Origin of the sequence: Pseudoalteromonas sp. P1-16-1b (assembly GCF_001401785.1) — a bacterium.
GTDB lineage: Bacteria > Pseudomonadota > Gammaproteobacteria > Enterobacterales > Alteromonadaceae > Pseudoalteromonas > Pseudoalteromonas undina.
In genome coordinates this window covers 1-19,243 of record NZ_LKGQ01000021.1, presented here as the reverse complement: position 1 = coordinate 19,243, position 19,243 = coordinate 1, and the positions used below count along the sequence as shown (strand labels likewise).

The window sequence follows — 19,243 nt, the reverse complement described above, 5'->3', positions numbered from 1 at the left end:
CTATATTAACAATTTAATTACACCCTATGTGGCAACAGCGCAAAAGTAAACGCACATCCATTTATAATTTTAAGCTTACCTTTTTATTTGCAATCGGTTTAATTGTAATAACTAGCTTAGTGCTTGATCGGCTTAATTATAATCGGGCAAGAGATGCTTACCGTTTACAAGTCCTTTCTCAAGTCAGTACCTACAGAGCCCAGCTTGAAGCTACTTTGGTATCAAATATTCAGTTAATACGTGGCTTGGCTGTAGCCGTTGCTGCCGAGCCAAATTTAAGCCAAACACGTTTTGGGCAAATTGCCGCCCCACTGTTTAACACCTCTAACGAACTACGCAATATTGGTGCTGCACCTAATATGGTCATCACAATGACCTACCCGCTTAAAGGGAATGAAAAAGCCATTGGACTCAATTTTTTAGAAAATAAAGCGCAACGCGATGATGCTATTAAAGCACGCGATACTAATACCATTGTAATGGCTGGACCGCTCACGTTAGTTCAAGGCAATGAAGCTTTGATTGCACGAGTGCCGGTTTATTTACCTGAAGACCAATCTTTTTGGGGGCTGCTTTCTGTGGTGCTCGATCTAGAAAAAGTCTATAACAACGCAGGGATTTTCGAATTACAAAAAAAATACACTGTTGCCATTCAAGGACGTAACGGGTTAGGTAAGCAAGGTGAGTTTTTCTTTGGTGACCCAGAAATTACAAGCCAAAATCCGCTTGAGTTTAATCTAAATTTCCAAGGCGGTGCTTGGCAGCTCTATGTAGTGCCAAAAACAGGTTGGCAGCCAGCATCGTCGTCTATCTGGCCATTACGTATTGTTATTAGTGTTATTTTAAGTTTGCTTATTTTTGCGTTTTTATTGTTTTTAAAAATGCTCAATAGAGAACACGAAAACGAAAAAATGCTCGAGGTAATGAGTAACCTAGCTCAAGTAGGCGCATGGTCATTTGATTTAGAAAAAAAACAGGTATTTTGGTCAGACATGACCAAAAAGATATTTGAATACCCTTTAAATGAGCAACCTAAATGGTCATCCGATTTATATTACTTTAAAGAGGGAAAAAGCAGAGATAAGGCGGCTGAACTGATCACTAAAGCGGTTAAGTATGGTGAAAGTTACGAGGCTGAACTTGAAGTTATTAATGCCAAAGGCGAAGTAATTTGGGCACTCATACATGGTGAAGCAGAGCATAAAAATGGACGCTGCATCAGAATATTTGGCTCATTACAAAATATTGATGCCCGTAAAAAGGTAGCAATAGAAGATCAAAAAATAGCCCGCTTTAACGAAACTTTAGCGTCGCTAACAATTAGCGACCACATATTAAATGGTAAATTAAGCGAATCTAAAGAGCTAATTACTCGTGCGGTGTGTCGTGCACTTAAAGTGAATACAGTAAGCATTCGCCTGTTTGATAAGCACAAAACTCAGCTGAGTCCTATTGCAAGCTATAGCCAAAATAACAGTGATAATAATACCCCTTGGCGCCAGCAAGACATTCCTGATTTTTTTACCACCCTAGAAAAAAAAGCTGTTTTTAGCGCCCAGAATGCTCAACAACAAGCTTGCCTCGCACCCTTAGCAAAAAGCTACCTCGAGCCATCATCTATAAAAGCAATGCTCTGTGTAATGATCCCCGCAGGCAGCGGCTCAATTGGTGTTGTATGCGCAGAACAAGCAAGCGTTAGAGCATGGACGCAAAACGAAGAAGGTTTTTTAATTGCAATCGGCGCACTAATAGGAAGCCTTTACTCTAGTGAACAGCGCATAGAAACGGAAGCAGAACTAGTAATGGCAAAAGAAGCCGCTGAACAAGCGGTGATCGCTAAAAGTGAGTTTTTAGCCAGCATGAGTCATGAAATTCGCACTCCGATGAATGGGGTTTTAGGTATGCTTAATATTATTCAGGCGACCTCTCTTGATCAGCAACAACGTCATCATATTAAACTTGCCCAGTCGTCAGCAGAATCTTTATTGGGAATTATTAATGATATTTTAGACTTTTCTAAAATAGAAGCTGGTAAGTTAGACATAGAAAGCATTCAATTTAATCTACCACAATTACTCGGCGAAATTGTGGAGTCGTTTGCGCTCAAGGCCGAAAGCAATAATACCCAATTGATTTTAGATACTACGCATGTAAGCACCAGTGAGATTGTGTGCGACCCAAATAGGTTGCGACAAATCTTAAATAATTTGATTGCCAATGCCGTTAAATTTACTCAAAACGGACAAGTACTAGTAACCGCTACTATAGAAAAAACTCTCGATGATACGACTTTAGAATGTGCGATTATTGATACCGGCATTGGTATTAGTTTAGAGAAGCAAAAACAGTTATTTGATTCTTTTACTCAAGCTGATGCATCAACAACCCGCCAATATGGTGGCACCGGTTTAGGCTTGGCAATAGTTAGGCAGCTGTGCGAACTCATGGGAGGCGAAGTAAGTGTATATAGCCTACCCAATGAAGGAAGCACCTTTACTTTTTCAGTCAACATTACCTCAGTGATAGACCAAGCATTTGATTTAGATTGCCAACATATACAAGCAAAGCGGATACTCATTGTTGATAACAGCGAGATGAATGCCACCATCATCGAAAAGCAATTAACGTTATGGGGCGCAGATGTCAGTGCTGTGTGTGATTACAAAGAGGTTGAAACTTATATAACTAATAATCAACAAATACCGCCGGATGTGGCAATTATTGACACAAGCTTTTTAGAGCCTGTAGCGCACCCCTTGGCTGAAAAGTTGAAACATTTTTTAGTAAACAGTCATATTCTGATTATGGCTCCAATGAGCTATTCAAAAAGCAATTTATTTTATGGAAACAATGAAGCAGCCTTAATTTTTAAACCACTCACCGCTATTGGTTTGTATGACACGCTGGTAAAAGTAACATTGGCAGCACAGCCCAAAGAGTTAGCGCTCCCTCCAGCGATTAATACACCTAAAAAAGCGAAAGGCCATGTGTTGTTAGTAGAGGATAACAAAGTAAATCAAGTAGTTGCCTGTGCATTATTAAAACAAGCCGAGCTCACTTTTGATATTGCAGAGGATGGCGAGGATGCACTAACGAAATTAAACCAAGCAAACGCAAACACTTATCAACTTATTCTAATGGATTGCCAAATGCCTATTATGGATGGATACCAAGCTACCATGGCTATTAGAGAGGGCCTCGCGGGTCTAGAGAATCAAACCATCCCCATTATTGCACTAACGGCTAATGCAATGCGCGGAGATAAAGACAAATGTTTAAGTGCCGGTATGAACGACTATTTAAGTAAACCTCTCGATGGCCCTGCTATGCATGCTAAATTGCAACAATGGCTTAGCGCTAAATAACAGTGTAAGCTTAAAATAGAATCGATGAAGTAAGGGATATTATGCAGTTATCAGTTGAACAACAAAGAGTTATTGGCTGTTTATTGGAAAAGCAAACAACAACGCCTGAACATTACCCACTATCATTAAATGCCTTAACGAATGCCTGTAATCAAAAATCAAATCGCGCTCCTGTGCTCGAATTAAGCCAACAGCAAGTTCAGGCTACCATTGCAGAATTAATCGACTTACGCTTGGTAACAGAAGATGAAGGTCTTAGTGGACGTGTATCTAAATACGACCATCGCTTTTGTAATACACAATTTAGCCACTTACAATTTAACGCACAACAACGCGCCATTATATGTTTATTATTATTGCGGGGAGCTCAAACACCCGGTGAATTAAAAACCCGTTGCGCTCGCTTAGCTGACTTTACCAGTATTGACGACGTTGAAATATCGCTTGAACAATTGATTGAAAACAGCCATGTTAAAAAACTACCTCGCGAATCTGGTAAGCGTGATAGCCGTTATATCCACTTATTTACAGCACCTTCTGCAGAAAACGATGAGCCAATAGCAACACAGACCATTACTGACGAGTTAAAAAATCAAGAGCTCAATGATCTACTTGCTGAAATTAACGAACTAAAAGCTCAACTTAAACAAATAAAAGAGTATATAGGGCTTTAATTGTGTAATTTGAAATCACATAATAGCTATTCTTTTTTGAGCATTAAAACTTTTTAACTTTAAGGAGCGGGCCATGCGCGCCGAAATTATGGCTGAAATGAAAGTTCAGCCTAGTATTGATGTTAACGCTGAAATTAAACGCCGAGTAAATTTTATTAAAGCACGTTTAAAAGCCGCATACTCAACTTCACTGGTACTAGGTATTAGTGGCGGTGTAGACTCATCAACCTGTGGCCGATTATGCCAACTTGCTATTAATGAGCTTAATCAAGAACACCAAGATACACAGTATCAATTTATTGCTGTGCGCTTACCGTATGGAGTGCAAGCAGATGAAAGCGAAGCACAAATGGCGGTTGATTTTATTAAACCCAGCACCCGTATGACAGTCAATATTCAGCCTGCAACCGACGCACTGCACGAGCAAACGATGGCAACTTTAGCTGGCAATAATCAGCCATTGCCAACACAAGAAAAAATAGACTTTATTAAAGGCAATGTGAAAGCACGCCAACGCATGATTGCACAATATGAAATTGCTGGGTTTTGCCAAGGGCTCGTTGTAGGTACCGACCATAGCGCCGAAAACATTACTGGTTTTTATACTAAGTTTGGCGATGGCGCCTGCGATTTAGCACCTTTGTTTGGTCTATCTAAACGTCAGGTTAGAGCATTGGCAACAGCATTAGGTGCACCTACTTTGTTAGTTGAAAAAGCACCTACTGCCGATTTAGAAAGTGATAGACCAGGTTTAACTGACGAGGAAGCACTAGGCTTAAGCTATGAAGAAATTGATGACTTTTTAGAAGGTAAACCAGTCTCTGAGCATGTGGAGCAAACACTGATTGCAATTTACCAACGCACGCAACATAAGCGCCAGCCTATTCCAACAATATACGATGCTTTTTAAATCAATATTATAAGTGTGATTTAACTGATCGAGCCGCTTATATTTTACGTAAAAATGGCGTGAAAATAAGTGGCTTAAATTTTAACGGTTAACCTTAACGCTTACCAACAGAGAGCTTTATATTTTATGACCCCCCCTATTTTGATTACTGGCGCAGGACAACGTATAGGACTTGCGCTTGCACAGCATTTTATAGCCCAAGGGCAAGCGGTCATTATTACTTATCGTACCCGCCATAAAGCGGTAGATTTGCTAGAACAACAAGGGGCGATCTGTCTTTATGCTGACTTTAGTTCTGATGAGAGTATTAATACTTTTATTACATTACTTAAAGCACAGACTGACTCACTAAGCGCGATAATTCATAATGCATCAAGCTGGGACTGTGAAGCTAACAACCCTCAGTTTGAGCAGCTGTTTGACAATATGATGCGCATTCATGCAAAAACACCGTACTTGGTAAACTTACGCTGTGCAGATTTACTATTAAATTATCAGGCGTCTCACGCTAAGCCCGCTGACATTATTCATCTAACTGATTACGTAGTGGAAACTGGCAGCCCAAAACACTTAGCCTATGCGGCCAGCAAAGCCGCCTTGGATAACTTAACCAAATCATTTAGTGCTAAATATGCACCGAATATTAAAGTGAATTCAGTCGCACCATCATTAATTATTTTTAATCAACATGATGATGAGCAGTATCGCGCTAAAACTTTAAAAAAATCATTAATGGGTATCGAACCTGGATGCCAAGAAATTATCAATAGTATCGACCTACTACTGAACAGCCATTACATCACAGGCCGTGCTTTACCTGTTGATGGTGGTCGCCATCTTAAGTAAGTCATCTAAATAAACGAGAAACTTATGCATAACGAATTAAAAGAAAGCTATCAAAAAATTATAACCGCAGTCGGTGAAGATGCAGAACGTGAAGGGTTGCTCGATACTCCAAAACGCGCTGCAAAAGCGATGGAGTACCTAACTCAAGGTTACCGCCAAACGCTTAACGAAATCACTAATAATGCAGTATTTACCTCAGATGCTGACGATATGGTATTAATACAAGACATAGAGCTTTACTCTATGTGTGAGCATCATTTATTACCATTTATTGGCCGCTGTCATATCGCTTATATTCCTGATGGCAAAGTATTAGGTTTGTCTAAGTTTGCACGTATTGTGGATATGTTCTCTCGCCGTTTTCAAATTCAAGAACAACTAACCCATCAAATTGCCAAAGCGGTTGAAGAAGTAACAGGTGCAAAAGGTGTAGGTGTAATTGTTGAAGCAAAGCACATGTGTATGATGATGCGTGGTGTAGAAAAGCAAAACTCAAGCATGCGTACTTCGGTAATGCTAGGAAACTTTAGAGCCGATCCGAAAACACGTAATGAGTTTTTACAGCTGATCAAAGGATAATCTATGGCAAACGCAATAATTAATGTAACTAACTTACGGCTACGCACGTTTATTGGATTTAATCCTGATGAACGTGAAAAAAAACAAGATGTAGTCATTAATTTAGAAATTCATTATCCGGCTGATCAAGCTTGTGAAACTGATGAAGTAGAACAAGCACTTAACTACAAGGTAATTACTAAAGAAGTAATTACCTTAGTTGAACAGGGTCACTTTTTATTGTTAGAAAAATTAGTTGCTGAAATTCTTGCTGTTTGCCACTCGCACCCAAGTGTAAATTACGCCAAAGCCCGAGTGGATAAACCTCATGCGCTGCGCTTTGCAGACTCTGTGTCGCTAACTCTGGACTGGCACAAATAATCCAACGGCAAGGGCTATTACAGCTAAATAACGTAGCCCTTTGCCGAGTGTTACTAGCACTAAAAACATACTAAAGCGCACTTTAAACACGCCGCCAATAACAGTTAGTGGATCGCCAACAATAGGTAACCACGCAAACAGTAAGCTATATATCCCATATTTATTAAACTGCTTTTGCGCTTTTTTGAGCCCTTTTTCAGAAACTGGAAACCATTTTTTATCTTTAAAGCGTAATGCTTGTGTTCCAAGCCAATAATTAACACAACTGCCTAATACATTGCCTAAGGTTGCTGCAAACCAAATTAGCCATAAGTTAGTATTACCTTGCATTATCATCCCACCCATCAACACTTCAGACGAGCTGGGTAATAACGTAGCCGATATAAATGCTGTAAAAAATAATGTTATATAGAGCATTTTTCCCTTATGACTAAAAACTAAACCCAGCAATTAAGCTGGGTTTGAACGACTTTTTAACTTAAATCAAGACGCTTATTTTATTAAATTTAAGCTAAGGGGGTAATTAAACTCTTTACCATCGTTGGCTTTTACGCTTGCGATAACCACCATCACAAATGAAAAAATAGCGACCATAGGTAACAGTAGTAAACCAACAGCTGCAAAAATTAGTAAAAAACACACAAAGTAAGCTATAGCCATGGTAATTTGAAAGTTAAGCGCTTTTTTACCGTGTATATCAACTATAGGCATTTCATCTTTTTTAATTAGCCAGATAATAAGGGGACCTAGCACCGAGCCGAATGGCACAATAAACCCCGCTAATGCACTTAAATGACATAGCATTGCCCAGGTGCGGTCATCTTTATTGACGACTTTAATCTCTTGATTTTGTTCCATTACATTTTCCCTTTTCGTAAAACACCGTAATTTAACTGAATATACTATTACTATTTTGCGCTAATACCAAGCAGCTTTAATTGGCGGCAATTCAAATATAAAAAACCCCCAGTAATTACAATATACAACTACTGGGGGTCACTTAAAAAGCTACGCTTTTATTTTATTACTTATTTTTACCAGCTAAATCAAGCATAAATGCATAGTTAAGTGCCGTGTCCTCCAAGCGTTTAAAACGACCAGACGCACCTCCATGGCCGGCTTCCATGTCTATTTTAAATAGTAGTTTATTATCATCTGTTTTGTAGTCACGCAGTTTTGCAACCCACTTTGCTGGCTCAAAATATTGAACCTGTGAGTCGTGCAAACCTGTTGTTACTAACATATTAGGGTAGTCTTGTTTACTAACTTGATCGTACGGTGAATACGACAACATATAATCGTAATATTCTTTCTCGTTAGGGTTACCCCACTCACCATACTCGTTAGTTGTAAGCGGAATAGTCTCATCAAGCATAGTAGTAACCACATCAACAAATGGAACCGCAGCCACCATACCTTTATATAGCTCAGGCGCTTGGTTTGCCACTGCGCCCATTAATAAACCACCAGCACTGCCACCTTGGGCAAAAATTTGCTCTTTATCGCCATACCCTTGGGCTACCAATGACTTAGTAACATCTACAAAGTCGTTAAACGTGTTCTTTTTAGTGAGTAATTTACCCGCTTCGTACCACGGACGCCCTAACATTTGCGAACCACGTACGTGGGCAATTGCAAATACAAAACCACGGTCAAGCAACGTTAATCGTGCAGAAGAAAAACTAGGATCCATTGTTGCACCATACGAACCATAGCCGTATTGCAATAATGGGTTAGTGCCATCTTTTTTAAATAGCTCTTTTCGATACACCAAACTCACCGGTACTTTTACGCCATCGCGTGCTGTGACAAAAATACGCTCAGACGCATAGTTATCCGCGTTAAAGTCACCTAATACCGTTTGTTGCTTCAATAATGTTTTTTCGCCAGTGGCCAAATTAACATCATAAGATGAACCCGGAGTGGTCATACTGGTGTAGTAAACGCGCAGCGTATCGCTGTTTAATTCGTTATTACCGTACGCATTAATTGTATATGCACTGTCGTTAAAGCTTAGTGGTAACTCTTTGCCCGATGTTAAATTACGCGCAATCAGTGTTGATTGGCCCATTTCGCGTTGTTGGTATACTAAGTAGTCATTAAATAACTCTACGCCTTCAAGTTTAATATCCTCGCGCGCAGGGATCACACTTTGCCAATTCGATTTATCACCGGCTTTATCAATATCGACCTTCATTAGCTGAAAGTTAACCGCATTTAAATTAGTCACAATGTAATAAGTATTACCTAATTTGGAAATGCTGTACTCAAGGTTGGCTTCACGCTCAATTAAGCGCTTTGGCTTAGCATTTACATCGTTTGCACTAAGTACTGACAAACCCGATGCATCAGTACTGCTATGCCAAATATAAATTTCTGAGCCGTCTTTGCTCTTGCTCATACCAGTGTAATAGCTCGTATCTTTTTCTTCGTATACAAGCTCATCATCGCTTTGTGGTGTACCAAGCGTATGACGATAAACTTGGTAACCGAGTAAGGTTTGCGCATCTTTTTTAATGTAATAAACAGTTTTATTATCGTTCGCCCACACAACATAACCACTGGTGCCTTCAAGCGTGTCTTCTAATAATTTACCAGTGCTTAAATCTTTAATTTTTATATTGTAAACCCGGCGGCTCACCGTATCTTCACCATACGCCATTAAGTTATCATTTGGGCTGACACTCAGACCACTAACTGCAACATAGTCATGGCCTTTAGCTAGTTCATTGACGTCTAAAATAACTTCCTGATCGGTGCCTGCAAAATCACTACTGCGTAAGTAAGTAGCATACTCGTTATCGCCGCGAGTTTGCGACGAGTAATAGTACTCTCCGTCTTTTACTGGAACAGAGTCATCATCTTTTTGAATTCGCCCTTTAAGCTCTTCAAATAAACTACTTTGCAGTGTTTTAGTATGCGCAAGCATTTCATCTGTGTAAGCATTTTCAGCCTCTAGGTAACTAATTACCTCAGGAGCTTTACGCTCATCATCACGCATCCAATAATAATCATCGATGCGAGTATCGCCATGAATTGTCATTTCATATGGCACTTTCTTCGCAATCGGCGGCATGACTTCGGTTTGAGCAGCTACATTTTCAACCTTTGCTGATTGCTCAACATCAGGGGCTTTATTACATCCCCCTAAAATAGCTAAGGATATAAAAGTAAGAACAAATGGGGTGTGTTTCATTGATTGGAATCTCTGTAGTTTTTATTTTTATTAAATATACCTAATATTTAATAGCACAGAAATTTAGTTTGTGAAGCTATGTAAAAAGGGAGCCTAGAAATTCTTTTTATATGTTTATGACTTCAGTTATCCTAACAATAACGAAGTAGCATTATATAGCCTCTTCATGCTGCTAATTAATAAGGATAAAAATGAACAACGACGTAATTAACATTTTAACAATGGCTAAAGTAATTCAAACAGCGGTTGCACCCGTTTTTTTAATTACGGGGATTGCTGCAACACTCGGGGTATTATCAAATCGCTTGGCGCGTATTACTGACAGAGCCAGACAGTTAGAACGAAAATTAAAGGTCAGTGTTGATGAAGAATTTAACCTGTCTTTAACTACTGAGCTGAGAGCACTCCTAAAGCGTTCTCGGTGTATCCATATTGCATTTAGTTTAAGTGTCTTAAGCGCATTATTAGTATGTGCCGTGGTTATGCTTTTGTTTTTATCACACATACAATCGATTAACTTAGGTGTCACTATTGGTAGCTGCTTTGTTGGTGCCATGGCATTACTAATATGTGCATTTATGTCATTACTGGGGGAGGTGTTCTTAGCAACACGCAGTATGCGCCGAGGGATGATTTTCGCTGATATTGATATAAACGATTAATAAAAAACCCCGAGCCAATTACGCTACTCGGGGTTTCACTTATCTAAAACAGATTACTGCGCTGTATAAATTGTTTCAAGCACTTCTATTTTAGCTTCTTTAATCAAGCCTGATGCTTTTAGCTGTTTTGACGCAACTAAAATATCTTGGCCGTCATTTACAGCTAAAACAGCTATTTTGGTACCTGGGAATAAAGATACGACCTTCAAACCTGCAGCAGAAGCAACATCACTTGCACTCATTCCATCTTTTAAAAGAATAGTAATATTGCCTGATAGTGACGTTAGGTTATTAGTAAAAATGTTACGTACTAATGTTCCTTTAGTCACTACATCCGACGATGTTTCTACGCTGACTACTGTAATCTCGCCTTTTCGCATAACGACATGATCATCTGAAGCTACACTTGATGGTACTAAACGCAGATTTTTTTCAACTTTATAAGAACCAAAATCTACATTATCAAAGTTTAATTTAGCTACTTGTTTTTTAGGAAACTGAAGCTCTTTATCTGAACTAGTGTTTGCTGTTGCACCTAACGAAATACACGCAGCAGCACCTAATACGATTAATTGTTTAATTTTCATCTTTATAATCCTTACTCTTGACCTGCGTGACCAAATGCACGAAGAGATACACCTTCAAGTACACTTGCTGAGTTATTATTACTAATACCAGTAACGCCTAGGGCATTATTTGTGCCTCTACTAAATGCAAAGCTGTCGGCGCTTGTATCTAACAAACGAACTGTCCAGGTACCTTTCGTAGACTCTCCGTAGAAAGCATTTGAAAGCATCACAGCATCTTTAAGTACATAACCAACACTCCAGCCATTAGTGAAGCTATATGCAGGGAAGAACAAAGCTTGTTTAGATGAAAGTAATACACTTCGAGTACCTGCTGGCGAAGTAACCTCAATAGCTAAATCGTTACCAGCAGATGTTTGTGTCCCATTACCCAAACCGAAGCCCATTTCAGGATTGCTTACATCAAACTTAAATTGCATTGCCTCAATGTTTAACTCTTCTGTAACTACAATTTCTTGCGTTAAACCTGTAGCGCTGTTATCAGGAATTTCTAAAGCTAGTGCACTTTCAGCAACCACTGAACCAACACCATTCCAATCCGTAATTACTTGCTCACCTAATGAAGCGTCATAAGATTTAGCCATGGCAACAGCTGCACCAGCATCTACGCGACCAAAGCCATATAAATTATTAAAGCTGAAACCTGCCGCATTTTCAACCCAACCGTCATGTGCAACAAACTCACCATCTGCGGTAGTTAACTTCACAGGGGCATTTTCAGCGTCAATTGATGTACTTGTTGATGCTAAGATATGACGCACATCACGCCAAGTTAGTTCAGGATTAGCGGAAAGAATTAGCGACACTACACCTGATGCATTTGGCGCAGCAGACGATGTACCGTTAAATGTAGATGTGTAGTTACAACTTGCGTTATCTTCATTACCAGGGTAGTTGAATGGGAATTGGCTTATAGCAAACTCTTCTCCATATGCTTGAGTAAAGCTTGCAACAGCACCACTATTAAAGCCTGAGTAACCGTTGATACATGTCATCTGATCCGTTGTTACCATTGCAGGTGCCCAACGACCATATTCACCAGCTGGCGCTGAAACCATTAAGTTAGCACCTGCAGTTGAGTAGCTAGTATGCTTACCATTTGCATTTACAGCAGCAACACTTAGATAGTAAGGATGACCTTGGCTTGGCTCAAACGCACCGTTGTAACATGTTAAACCTAAGTCGTTAGCACCATTATCTTCACATAGTGAGCCTTCATCTCCGCCATCAACAAAAGAGTTACCACTCGATTTCATATTAAGTGCACCCTTACCATCTCGCAGATTTAGGTTTGGGTATGACTCAATAGCTTCATCTAGTTCTGAATAAGCAATAAATGTTGGGAAAGTTATGCCATAACTACGGTTAAATGCAGAAATATTTTCTGTTGTGCTAATGCCGCTTCCAGGGAAACCATGCACCATTAACTCAGTTTGTGGGATTTTAGCACCACCAAGGTAATTCATACCAATTAAACCAGCATCAGGAGCAACACCACGGCCACCTTTACCATTCCAACCTTTTGCAGCAATCAAACCAGCTACACTTGTACCATGATCACCACTGTTTGACATACTAGTAGGATCTGTACGGTCAGTCGCATCAGCATTTAAGTTTAAAGAACGGTTTGGTAATACATTATCTATCAGATCTTCATGGCGGATTTCCATACCTGAATCGATTACAACTGCCGTTACACCTGCCCCAGTAACACCTTGAGCATAAGCATCAACAACATTCATATCTTCACCAGCTACAAGCTCAGTCGCCTCCGATTGAGCAAAACTAGCGTTAACATCGGCTTGCGCTTGTTCTTCTGTATCGCCAAATAAGCTAACGTATAAATCAATTAGGCCTTGCTTCATCTCGTCACTGAGCGAGTAAGCTTTCTGACCAGTATTGTTTAAATGCCACTGCTCATTTGCAAGAGGGTCCCCAATAATTCCTGAAATATTAATTTTCGCAGAGGCCGTTTTACCGTTTGCAGTTACTGTGTAGTCAATAACAGCATCTTCCCCTGAGACAGGAACATATGTAAACGAGTTACCATCTACCGTTAACATTCCATGGCTAAACTTAAACACACCATCTTGCGCGGTAATTTCCTCGCCATTTTCAGTAAAGCTAAAAGTAAGTGCATCACCATCATTATCACTTGCTTTAAAATCAGCAGTAACTGGAACCCACTGTTTTAAATCAACGACTACGACATCACTTGCCTTTGGTGCAACATCAGTAACAACAGGGACTTTATTATTATTGTCATTATCGCTGCCACCACATCCTGATAACGAAATTACTATCGCTGCAGACAACGCTGACAGCTTAAAAATATTATTTTTCATAAACGCTCTTCATTGGTTATTTTTATGACATCTGAATGTACACAACCAAGCAGCAACCAGCAACACCGTGTTTACAAATATTCACAATAAACCATGAAATAATATCAGTCTGATTCAAGCCCATTAATAATATCAAAGTAATAATCTATGCATTCCCTTGAACTAAAGCCTGAGCTAAGATACAAAGATAATTAAAGAACCCTTAAAGGAGTAGAGTAAAGTGAAATTGAAGCAAGTATTTATCGGGGCGTTACTATCTACATGCGCATTTAGCGTGTCTGCAAATTCTGCATTTAAAGAGCCGAGTGATGCGATTGAGTATCGCCAAGCTGCATTCTCTATGATTTCAGTTCAAATAGGCGATATGGGTGCTATGCTTAAGGGTAAAATTCCTTTTGATGCAGAGCAATTTAAGCAGCGTGCAAATAACGCAGCGGCATTGTCTAAAATGCCTTGGGAAGCTTTTTACGCAGGTACTGATAAGGGTGATACATCAGCACTTCCTGCGGTATGGTCTGAAAACGATACTTTTATGAAAAAAGCGACAGCATTTCAACAATATGCTGATGAACTTGCTGTAGCAGCTCAAACCGGTGACAAAGCTGTTATTGGTAAAGCGTTTGGTGCATGGGCTAAAGGCTGTAAAGATTGTCATAAGCAATTCAAAGACTAATATATACGGTGTATTAAGAACAAAAATGGCGCTGTATTAGCGCCACTTTTTTTAACTAAGCAAATAACTTAAATGCTCACTTCCCCAGGTACTCATTAATAAAACCAGTAGTACCAAAAATATAACCCATGCAACCCATGGTGACTTTGTCTCTGGCTCTGAGCTTTTTGTTGCTAGTGCTTTATTACCGGTGATCATTGCTTTGACCAAAGGCTTGCCTTTAATTTTGTAAGCAATAATAGCCACAACATGCAAAATAATCGCATAAAATAAAATATCAAAATTAATATGGTGCAGCCAATTGGCCAAATCAATCGTGTCACTCGATACATACTGCGCTAACGGGCCATCAGTTAAAATACCATCACTGCTCATTAGACCGCTTACTAGCTGCGCTATGATCAGAATAAAAAATAATAACACCATATAGCTACCAGGTGCAGAATGGCCCGCCTCATTTGTTTTTTTGCCAGCAAAAGAAGCAAGCACCGATTTAGGAGAGTGCAGTAATACCGATATTTTTGCTGTTTTACTGCCAAATAGGCCCCATATAATTCGTGTTGAAATAAGCGCTAAAGTAAAAAAGCCAACCACAAAATGAAGTTCGATCATGCCCTCTTCTGCACTAAAATAAAGCGCAGCAATACTCAATACTAATAACCAATGAAAGCTTCTTACAAAGCCATCCCACACTTTTACCTTAAACATTGCACCTTCCCTAAAAAAAAGTATCATCTAAAACGCTAACTATTTTAGCTTCTCAATATTAAGGTATCCCGATGAGTCTTTCTACCAGTGCGCAGAGTAAAACACATGCAATCAATTAAAAAACCAGTATTAAAAGGCTTTTTAGATATGCTGCCACTGTGTTTAGCGGTTATTCCTTGGGGCATTTTATGTGGCTCGTTAGCAATACAAAATGGCTTTACCCCTTTTGAAACTCAAGCCATGTCGCTACTGGTATTTGCAGGCTCGGCGCAGCTGGTTGCAATTGAGCTCATTGCTGGTAATACCCCTCTACTAACCATTCTTTTTACCACGTTTATTATTAGCTCTCGCCATTTTTTATATGGCTTGGCAGTTCGTCACAAAGTGATTGAGCAACCCATGCGATGGCGCCTGCCTGTCAGCTTTGTGTTAACTGATGAACTATTTGCTTTTTCGCACCACCCGCGCGCCTATCGTACTAAAACCCGTTTAATTTATGCATTGAGCGCAGGTTTTAGCTTTTATATTGCGTGGAATATTTGGACCCTCATTGGCATTGTAGCCGGTACTATGCTTCCAGATCTCACTAATTTAGGACTCGATTTTGCTATTGCAGCAACTTTTATTGCCTTAGTAATTCCAGGGATTAAAAACTTAGCTACTCTAGTTACAGTCATTGTTGCAGGGATCAGTGCCACTTTATTAAAAAGCACAGGCTTTGAATTATGGTTAGTATGCTCTGCGCTTCTAGCAATGAGCGCAGGTTACGCTGTTACCAGATTAGTGCAAAATAAGGGGGCCAAAAAATGATGACCACTATTTTACTAATGGCATGTATTACTTTTTTTACTCGCTATTTATTCTTACACCGCGCCTTGCCATTTAAAGTAGGGCCTAAAATGCAACAGTTTTTGAGCTTTAGTGCACCTGCGGTACTAACGGCGATTTGGGTGCCAATTGTATTTATAAATGACGAAGGTATTAATCTAAACTGGCAGAACCCTTATCTCAGTGCTGCCATAGTCGCTATTGTTGTTGCTTACAAAACGCATAATATTTACTTAACGACCTTGGCCGGTATGGGGCTATTTTTAATTTTAAATTAGCAGTAAGCGCTGTAAAAGTGACTTAGACTTTGTAGATCATCACGCAAGGGTTAGACTATGCAAAATAAACAAATAATAAGCGTATTTATATGCACCCATTCCATCAACTAAAGACTACCAGCCTACAAGGCCAGCCAATCGACTTTAAAGAGTTTGAAGGTAAAGTTGTATTAATCGTAAATACCGCAAGTGAATGTGGATTAACTTATCAATATCAGTCATTGCAAGCATTACATGAAAAGTATGCAAGCCAAGGTTTGATCATTATAGGCTTTCCATGTAACCAATTTGGTCAACAAGAGCCCGGCGACGCTGAGCAAATAGCGCAAGGTTGTTTAATAAATTACGGGGTTAGTTTTTTAATCGCAGAAAAAGTGAATGTAAATGGCCAGCATACAGATTCTGTTTTCCGCTATTTAAAGTCTGTACTACCGGGGTTTTTAACCCGAAAAATTAAGTGGAACTTCACTAAGTTTTTAGTAGCGGCAGATGGTACACCTATTAAGCGCTTTGCACCTATTACTAAACCTGAAAAACTAGAAAAAGTAATTGAAAAAGCTCTGCTTGCAGCTAAGGCTTAACCCCAAAAAACTATAAAGAGGCACAAAGCCTCTTTATTACAAACTGTAACGCTTATTTGTACTAGCGAGAGCTTAATCAATATAATCGTTTAAGTCATCTTCACCTAGATTTTTACGCAAGCGTTTTTGCTCAAGGTAATCCTCTAACTTTCTTTTCACCTTTTGCTTTTTCTTGTCGTGTTGATTACGCCCGACCATTTCGTATTCGTCTTCAACAAAATCATCATCTAGCGCATCGTAACTAAATGTCTTACCCACAACCCACTCCATAAAGTGTTTGAGACCAATTACGGATTTCTATATCGCGATAATTGGTGAAATTAAAATGTTCAACATAAATTAGCTGTACAAATTTACGTCAAAATAAAGCCACATAGCTATCCTAAATAGTCTCTGTGTCAGTATTGTGAATAAATAGCGTTAAATTTGAATTGTGGAAAGTGAGAGTTTTTTATCGTATCGATAAATTTTATTTATTAGCATTTAATTGTTGGTTATTTTGACCATATTTTAGTATTTTCAATGAGTACACTTTCGACTTTAAAGCATTCAAAAAATCTCAAGCCATTGTTTTAAAACATTAAAAATAATTGGCATCAAACTTGTTATAAGTTAATTATCATCAGCAAAAAGCAGAGAATAAACATGAAAAAATTATTATTAGTTAGCGCGATAATGTGCGCTCCAGTAGCAATGGCTCACAATACTAGCGACTCTTCAATTTCATTTAGTAACGATGAATGTAACGTTGAATTTAAGAACGATGTGCGCATCAAACCTAATGAATTAGAAATTTTTAAAGCCAATAATCAGCACATGCTATTTACCGCTGAAGGTGAGCTGTCTATCAATGGCGAGCAAGTAGCATTAAATAGTGCACAGCGCCAAGCAATGACCGACTACACAGACAATTTACGCGTGCAATTACCTGAAGTAGCCAATATTGCCCTTGAAGGGGTTAAAATTGCAGGTGTAGCATTAGAAGAAGTTGCAAATGCGTTTAATATTAACGGCCTCGATAATATTTCAGCCTTAATGGACGATATTCATCAAGAGGTTGAAAGCACCTTTTATCAGCAAGGTACTTTTGTAATGGGTCAACAAAGCTTTACTCAATTTGGTGAAAACTTTGAACAGCAGTTTGAAAAGCAAATAGAAACAGCAGTTGAATCAGCAGTAATGGAATCAATGGGCAGCATTTTAGTGGCATTGGGCTCTGAGTTAATGAGTTCAGGCGGTGACATGCAAGCATTTGAAGAGCGCATGGAAAATATGGGCGCACAAATAGAAGAAAAAGTAGAGCTGCATGCCAAAACACTTGAAAAGCGTGCAAATTCATTATGTGATGATTTTGTTGAAATAGCACAACAAGAAACGCAACTAACCGCTCAAGTTCCTGCATTAAAAGGCTATGAGCTATTTACTATTAAACAGCACTAATAGAATAATACCCCGCATTAATCTCCCTTTGCGGCATTTGCTTTTAAGCTATGCCGCATTTTGCCTTTTATACCCTATTTAAAACCATTTAACTCAAATAATAGACTGTTGAGCGGATCTACTCTTGCTGTGCAGCATTGTTTTGTGGCTTCATAGTAAAATACAAACCAAAGTATAATCTTCGCTTCGCTCTAGAATAGTTAAAATGCCACCCAAGCTGATGATTGTAAGCCCAAATTGCAAACATAATTAAACCCATCTTTTTAGATTTATATTCATGAGATGGTACGTTCCCCAGTTAGAAGCGTTTTAAAACGCAACTAACTCCAAAGTGCCTAGTAACCTAGGCACTTTTTTTATAATTTAAAAACCTCGCAACACTATTTTTATCGTTTATTTACTGCTCTTATCTGATAAATAATTAACCACCTATAAATAACATGTTAAATCTTTGAATAAAGCAAAGTTAAGCCCAACCAATACAAAATAATTTAATCTGAATAAATATTCAAAAAACTCTTTTTATAAACAGTTTAAACTCAAAAAAACCGAAAAAACCCCATATAAAAGCGACATAGCAATGAACCCAGATGAATAATTATACAAAAAATAATAAACCAGTAGTTGAACGACAAATTAATAAAACGGTTTCGGATTAAAAAAACTAATACTTCACCAGTAATTTTTATCGCTTTATTTTTAACCACCCTGCGTGCAAAATGCACATGTTTTCAACAGACACAACCATGGAGCGAATAAAATGAACCCAATTAATACACTTAACCAAACAGCCACAACTCACGTTGCCGTTAAGCCAACTAATCGCAAAGCAAAAATGCTAGCTAAACTTAACCGTTACGGAAAAAAATTAGCACTTGGCGGTGCAATTCAATACAAATAATCACCCAACCATGATTTTGTATTGTTGCAGCAAACACCCAACCTCTAATGAAGACTCTTCTTTAGCTCCTCCTGTTTGCTGCCAGCCACCTCATAGCTAAAAATCACCTTAAATCTTCATTATTTATAAAAAAAACCGCATTTACGCTCACTTTTTAAGCAAACGATCTTTTTGCTATTTACACAGACTACTCTCCTAAGTATTATCCTGCATCACGACGTGGAGAGATGGCAGAGTGGTCGAATGCACCGGTCTTGAAAACCGGCAGGGGTTTATAGCCCCTCTAGGGTTCAAATCCCTATCTCTCCAC

General features: G+C 38.9%; 20 protein-coding genes and 1 tRNA gene. 14 read left to right on the top strand and 7 right to left on the bottom strand.

Annotation, left to right across the window (positions count from 1 at the left end):
- Positions 1 to 26: 26 nt before the first annotated feature.
- The 6 genes from AN392_RS14225 to folX all read left to right on the top strand — a co-directional run bounded on the left by AN392_RS14225 (position 27) and on the right by folX (position 6,734).
- Positions 27 to 3,365 carry an ATP-binding protein gene (locus tag AN392_RS14225; protein WP_055013086.1) on the top strand — a complete coding sequence of 1,113 codons (3,339 nt, stop codon included), beginning with the start codon at positions 27 to 29 and terminating at the stop codon, positions 3,363 to 3,365.
- Between the two features lie 41 nt (positions 3,366 to 3,406).
- Positions 3,407 to 4,039: a YceH family protein gene (locus AN392_RS14220; RefSeq protein WP_055013085.1), complete on the top strand. Its 633-nt coding sequence runs from the start codon at positions 3,407 to 3,409 to the stop codon at positions 4,037 to 4,039.
- Between the two features lie 73 nt (positions 4,040 to 4,112).
- A complete protein-coding gene (gene nadE, locus AN392_RS14215; RefSeq protein ID WP_055013084.1) occupies positions 4,113 to 4,949 on the top strand; it encodes an ammonia-dependent NAD(+) synthetase in 837 nt (278 codons plus the stop codon).
- A 126-nt stretch (positions 4,950 to 5,075) separates the two neighbouring features.
- Positions 5,076 to 5,795, top strand: coding sequence for a dihydromonapterin reductase (gene folM / locus AN392_RS14210; RefSeq protein WP_055013083.1), 720 nt, complete (start codon positions 5,076 to 5,078; stop codon positions 5,793 to 5,795).
- 24 nt (positions 5,796 to 5,819) lie between these two features.
- Positions 5,820 to 6,374: a GTP cyclohydrolase I FolE gene (gene folE, locus AN392_RS14205; RefSeq protein WP_008108996.1), complete on the top strand. Its 555-nt coding sequence runs from the start codon at positions 5,820 to 5,822 to the stop codon at positions 6,372 to 6,374.
- A gap of 3 nt (positions 6,375 to 6,377) precedes the next feature.
- Positions 6,378 to 6,734, top strand: a complete 357-nt coding sequence (folX, locus tag AN392_RS14200) for a dihydroneopterin triphosphate 2'-epimerase (RefSeq protein WP_054202892.1) — start codon at positions 6,378 to 6,380, stop codon at positions 6,732 to 6,734.
- On the opposite strand, the gene AN392_RS14195 is transcribed toward folX, so the two are convergent.
- From AN392_RS14195 to AN392_RS14185, 3 genes are all read right to left on the bottom strand, one after another.
- Positions 6,711 to 7,151 (bottom strand): YqaA family protein, encoded by a 441-nt coding sequence (locus tag AN392_RS14195; RefSeq protein WP_054202893.1) that lies wholly within the window; start codon positions 7,149 to 7,151, stop codon positions 6,711 to 6,713. The two genes, folX and AN392_RS14195, sit on opposite strands and share 24 nt — an antisense overlap.
- A gap of 75 nt (positions 7,152 to 7,226) precedes the next feature.
- Positions 7,227 to 7,592 carry a DUF4870 domain-containing protein gene (locus AN392_RS14190; RefSeq protein ID WP_010392586.1) on the bottom strand — a complete coding sequence of 122 codons (366 nt, stop codon included), beginning with the start codon at positions 7,590 to 7,592 and terminating at the stop codon, positions 7,227 to 7,229.
- A 166-nt stretch (positions 7,593 to 7,758) separates the two neighbouring features.
- Complete coding sequence (locus AN392_RS14185) at positions 7,759 to 9,930, bottom strand: S9 family peptidase (protein ID WP_055013082.1); 2,172 nt, start codon at positions 9,928 to 9,930, stop codon at positions 7,759 to 7,761.
- 191 nt (positions 9,931 to 10,121) lie between these two features.
- Between AN392_RS14185 and AN392_RS14180 the strand changes: the two genes are divergently transcribed.
- Complete coding sequence (locus tag AN392_RS14180) at positions 10,122 to 10,592, top strand: DUF2721 domain-containing protein (protein ID WP_010392582.1); 471 nt, start codon at positions 10,122 to 10,124, stop codon at positions 10,590 to 10,592.
- A gap of 53 nt (positions 10,593 to 10,645) precedes the next feature.
- Here AN392_RS14180 and AN392_RS14175 read toward each other — a convergent pair whose 3' ends face one another.
- Both AN392_RS14175 and AN392_RS14170 read right to left on the bottom strand, forming a co-directional pair.
- A complete protein-coding gene (locus AN392_RS14175; protein ID WP_055013081.1) occupies positions 10,646 to 11,179 on the bottom strand; it encodes a hypothetical protein in 534 nt (177 codons plus the stop codon).
- Between the two features lie 11 nt (positions 11,180 to 11,190).
- The gene (locus AN392_RS14170) at positions 11,191 to 13,524 is read right to left on the bottom strand and encodes a S8 family serine peptidase (RefSeq protein ID WP_010392578.1); all 2,334 of its coding nucleotides are present in this window, start codon (positions 13,522 to 13,524) and stop codon (positions 11,191 to 11,193) included.
- A gap of 220 nt (positions 13,525 to 13,744) precedes the next feature.
- Here AN392_RS14170 and AN392_RS14165 point away from each other — a divergent pair, with 220 nt between their 5' ends.
- The gene (locus AN392_RS14165; RefSeq protein WP_010392576.1) at positions 13,745 to 14,197 is read left to right on the top strand and encodes a cytochrome c; all 453 of its coding nucleotides are present in this window, start codon (positions 13,745 to 13,747) and stop codon (positions 14,195 to 14,197) included.
- Positions 14,198 to 14,248: 51 nt separating this feature from the next.
- On the opposite strand, the gene AN392_RS14160 is transcribed toward AN392_RS14165, so the two are convergent.
- Positions 14,249 to 14,905 (bottom strand): cytochrome b/b6 domain-containing protein, encoded by a 657-nt coding sequence (locus AN392_RS14160; RefSeq protein ID WP_055013080.1) that lies wholly within the window; start codon positions 14,903 to 14,905, stop codon positions 14,249 to 14,251.
- 105 nt (positions 14,906 to 15,010) lie between these two features.
- On the opposite strand from AN392_RS14160, the gene AN392_RS14155 reads away from it, so the two are divergent.
- From AN392_RS14155 to AN392_RS14145, 3 genes are all read left to right on the top strand, one after another.
- On the top strand, positions 15,011 to 15,715 hold the full coding sequence (locus tag AN392_RS14155; RefSeq protein WP_010392571.1) for an AzlC family ABC transporter permease: 705 nt from the start codon (positions 15,011 to 15,013) through the stop codon (positions 15,713 to 15,715).
- Positions 15,712 to 16,011 (top strand): AzlD domain-containing protein, encoded by a 300-nt coding sequence (locus tag AN392_RS14150; protein WP_008108977.1) that lies wholly within the window; start codon positions 15,712 to 15,714, stop codon positions 16,009 to 16,011. The genes AN392_RS14155 and AN392_RS14150 overlap by 4 nt, the downstream gene beginning before the upstream one ends.
- Before the next feature lie 89 nt (positions 16,012 to 16,100).
- Positions 16,101 to 16,592 carry a glutathione peroxidase gene (locus AN392_RS14145; protein ID WP_010392568.1) on the top strand — a complete coding sequence of 164 codons (492 nt, stop codon included), beginning with the start codon at positions 16,101 to 16,103 and terminating at the stop codon, positions 16,590 to 16,592.
- A gap of 72 nt (positions 16,593 to 16,664) precedes the next feature.
- On the opposite strand, the gene AN392_RS14140 is transcribed toward AN392_RS14145, so the two are convergent.
- Positions 16,665 to 16,850 carry a PA3496 family putative envelope integrity protein gene (locus AN392_RS14140; RefSeq protein ID WP_008108975.1) on the bottom strand — a complete coding sequence of 62 codons (186 nt, stop codon included), beginning with the start codon at positions 16,848 to 16,850 and terminating at the stop codon, positions 16,665 to 16,667.
- A gap of 387 nt (positions 16,851 to 17,237) precedes the next feature.
- Here AN392_RS14140 and AN392_RS14135 point away from each other — a divergent pair, with 387 nt between their 5' ends.
- The 3 genes from AN392_RS14135 (at position 17,238) to AN392_RS14130 (ending at position 19,242) form a co-directional block, all read left to right on the top strand.
- On the top strand, positions 17,238 to 18,032 hold the full coding sequence (locus AN392_RS14135) for a YggN family protein (RefSeq protein ID WP_055013079.1): 795 nt from the start codon (positions 17,238 to 17,240) through the stop codon (positions 18,030 to 18,032).
- 760 nt (positions 18,033 to 18,792) lie between these two features.
- A complete protein-coding gene (locus AN392_RS18645) occupies positions 18,793 to 18,933 on the top strand; it encodes a hypothetical protein (RefSeq protein WP_010392563.1) in 141 nt (46 codons plus the stop codon).
- A 221-nt stretch (positions 18,934 to 19,154) separates the two neighbouring features.
- Positions 19,155 to 19,242, top strand: a tRNA-Ser gene (locus tag AN392_RS14130).
- The last annotated feature ends 1 nt before the right edge of the window (position 19,243 follow it).

What these genes read in the sequence shown, in the direction of transcription:
- AN392_RS14135 (WP_055013079.1), top strand. Translation starts at nt 17,238, where the DNA reads ATGAAAAAATTATTATTAGTTAGCGCGATAATGTGCGCTCCAGTAGCA.
- AN392_RS14160 (WP_055013080.1), bottom strand. Translation starts at nt 14,905, where the DNA reads ATGTTTAAGGTAAAAGTGTGGGATGGCTTTGTAAGAAGCTTTCATTGG.
- AN392_RS14155 (WP_010392571.1), top strand. Translation starts at nt 15,011, where the DNA reads ATGCAATCAATTAAAAAACCAGTATTAAAAGGCTTTTTAGATATGCTG.
- folM (WP_055013083.1), top strand. Translation starts at nt 5,076, where the DNA reads ATGACCCCCCCTATTTTGATTACTGGCGCAGGACAACGTATAGGACTT.
- AN392_RS14225 (WP_055013086.1), top strand. Translation starts at nt 27, where the DNA reads ATGTGGCAACAGCGCAAAAGTAAACGCACATCCATTTATAATTTTAAG.
- AN392_RS14185 (WP_055013082.1), bottom strand. Translation starts at nt 9,930, where the DNA reads ATGAAACACACCCCATTTGTTCTTACTTTTATATCCTTAGCTATTTTA.
- nadE (WP_055013084.1), top strand. Translation starts at nt 4,113, where the DNA reads ATGCGCGCCGAAATTATGGCTGAAATGAAAGTTCAGCCTAGTATTGAT.
- folE (WP_008108996.1), top strand. Translation starts at nt 5,820, where the DNA reads ATGCATAACGAATTAAAAGAAAGCTATCAAAAAATTATAACCGCAGTC.
- AN392_RS14180 (WP_010392582.1), top strand. Translation starts at nt 10,122, where the DNA reads ATGAACAACGACGTAATTAACATTTTAACAATGGCTAAAGTAATTCAA.
- folX (WP_054202892.1), top strand. Translation starts at nt 6,378, where the DNA reads ATGGCAAACGCAATAATTAATGTAACTAACTTACGGCTACGCACGTTT.
- AN392_RS14145 (WP_010392568.1), top strand. Translation starts at nt 16,101, where the DNA reads ATGCACCCATTCCATCAACTAAAGACTACCAGCCTACAAGGCCAGCCA.
- AN392_RS18645 (WP_010392563.1), top strand. Translation starts at nt 18,793, where the DNA reads ATGAACCCAATTAATACACTTAACCAAACAGCCACAACTCACGTTGCC.
- AN392_RS14190 (WP_010392586.1), bottom strand. Translation starts at nt 7,592, where the DNA reads ATGGAACAAAATCAAGAGATTAAAGTCGTCAATAAAGATGACCGCACC.
- AN392_RS14195 (WP_054202893.1), bottom strand. Translation starts at nt 7,151, where the DNA reads ATGCTCTATATAACATTATTTTTTACAGCATTTATATCGGCTACGTTA.
- AN392_RS14220 (WP_055013085.1), top strand. Translation starts at nt 3,407, where the DNA reads ATGCAGTTATCAGTTGAACAACAAAGAGTTATTGGCTGTTTATTGGAA.
- AN392_RS14150 (WP_008108977.1), top strand. Translation starts at nt 15,712, where the DNA reads ATGATGACCACTATTTTACTAATGGCATGTATTACTTTTTTTACTCGC.
- AN392_RS14170 (WP_010392578.1), bottom strand. Translation starts at nt 13,524, where the DNA reads ATGAAAAATAATATTTTTAAGCTGTCAGCGTTGTCTGCAGCGATAGTA.
- AN392_RS14175 (WP_055013081.1), bottom strand. Translation starts at nt 11,179, where the DNA reads ATGAAAATTAAACAATTAATCGTATTAGGTGCTGCTGCGTGTATTTCG.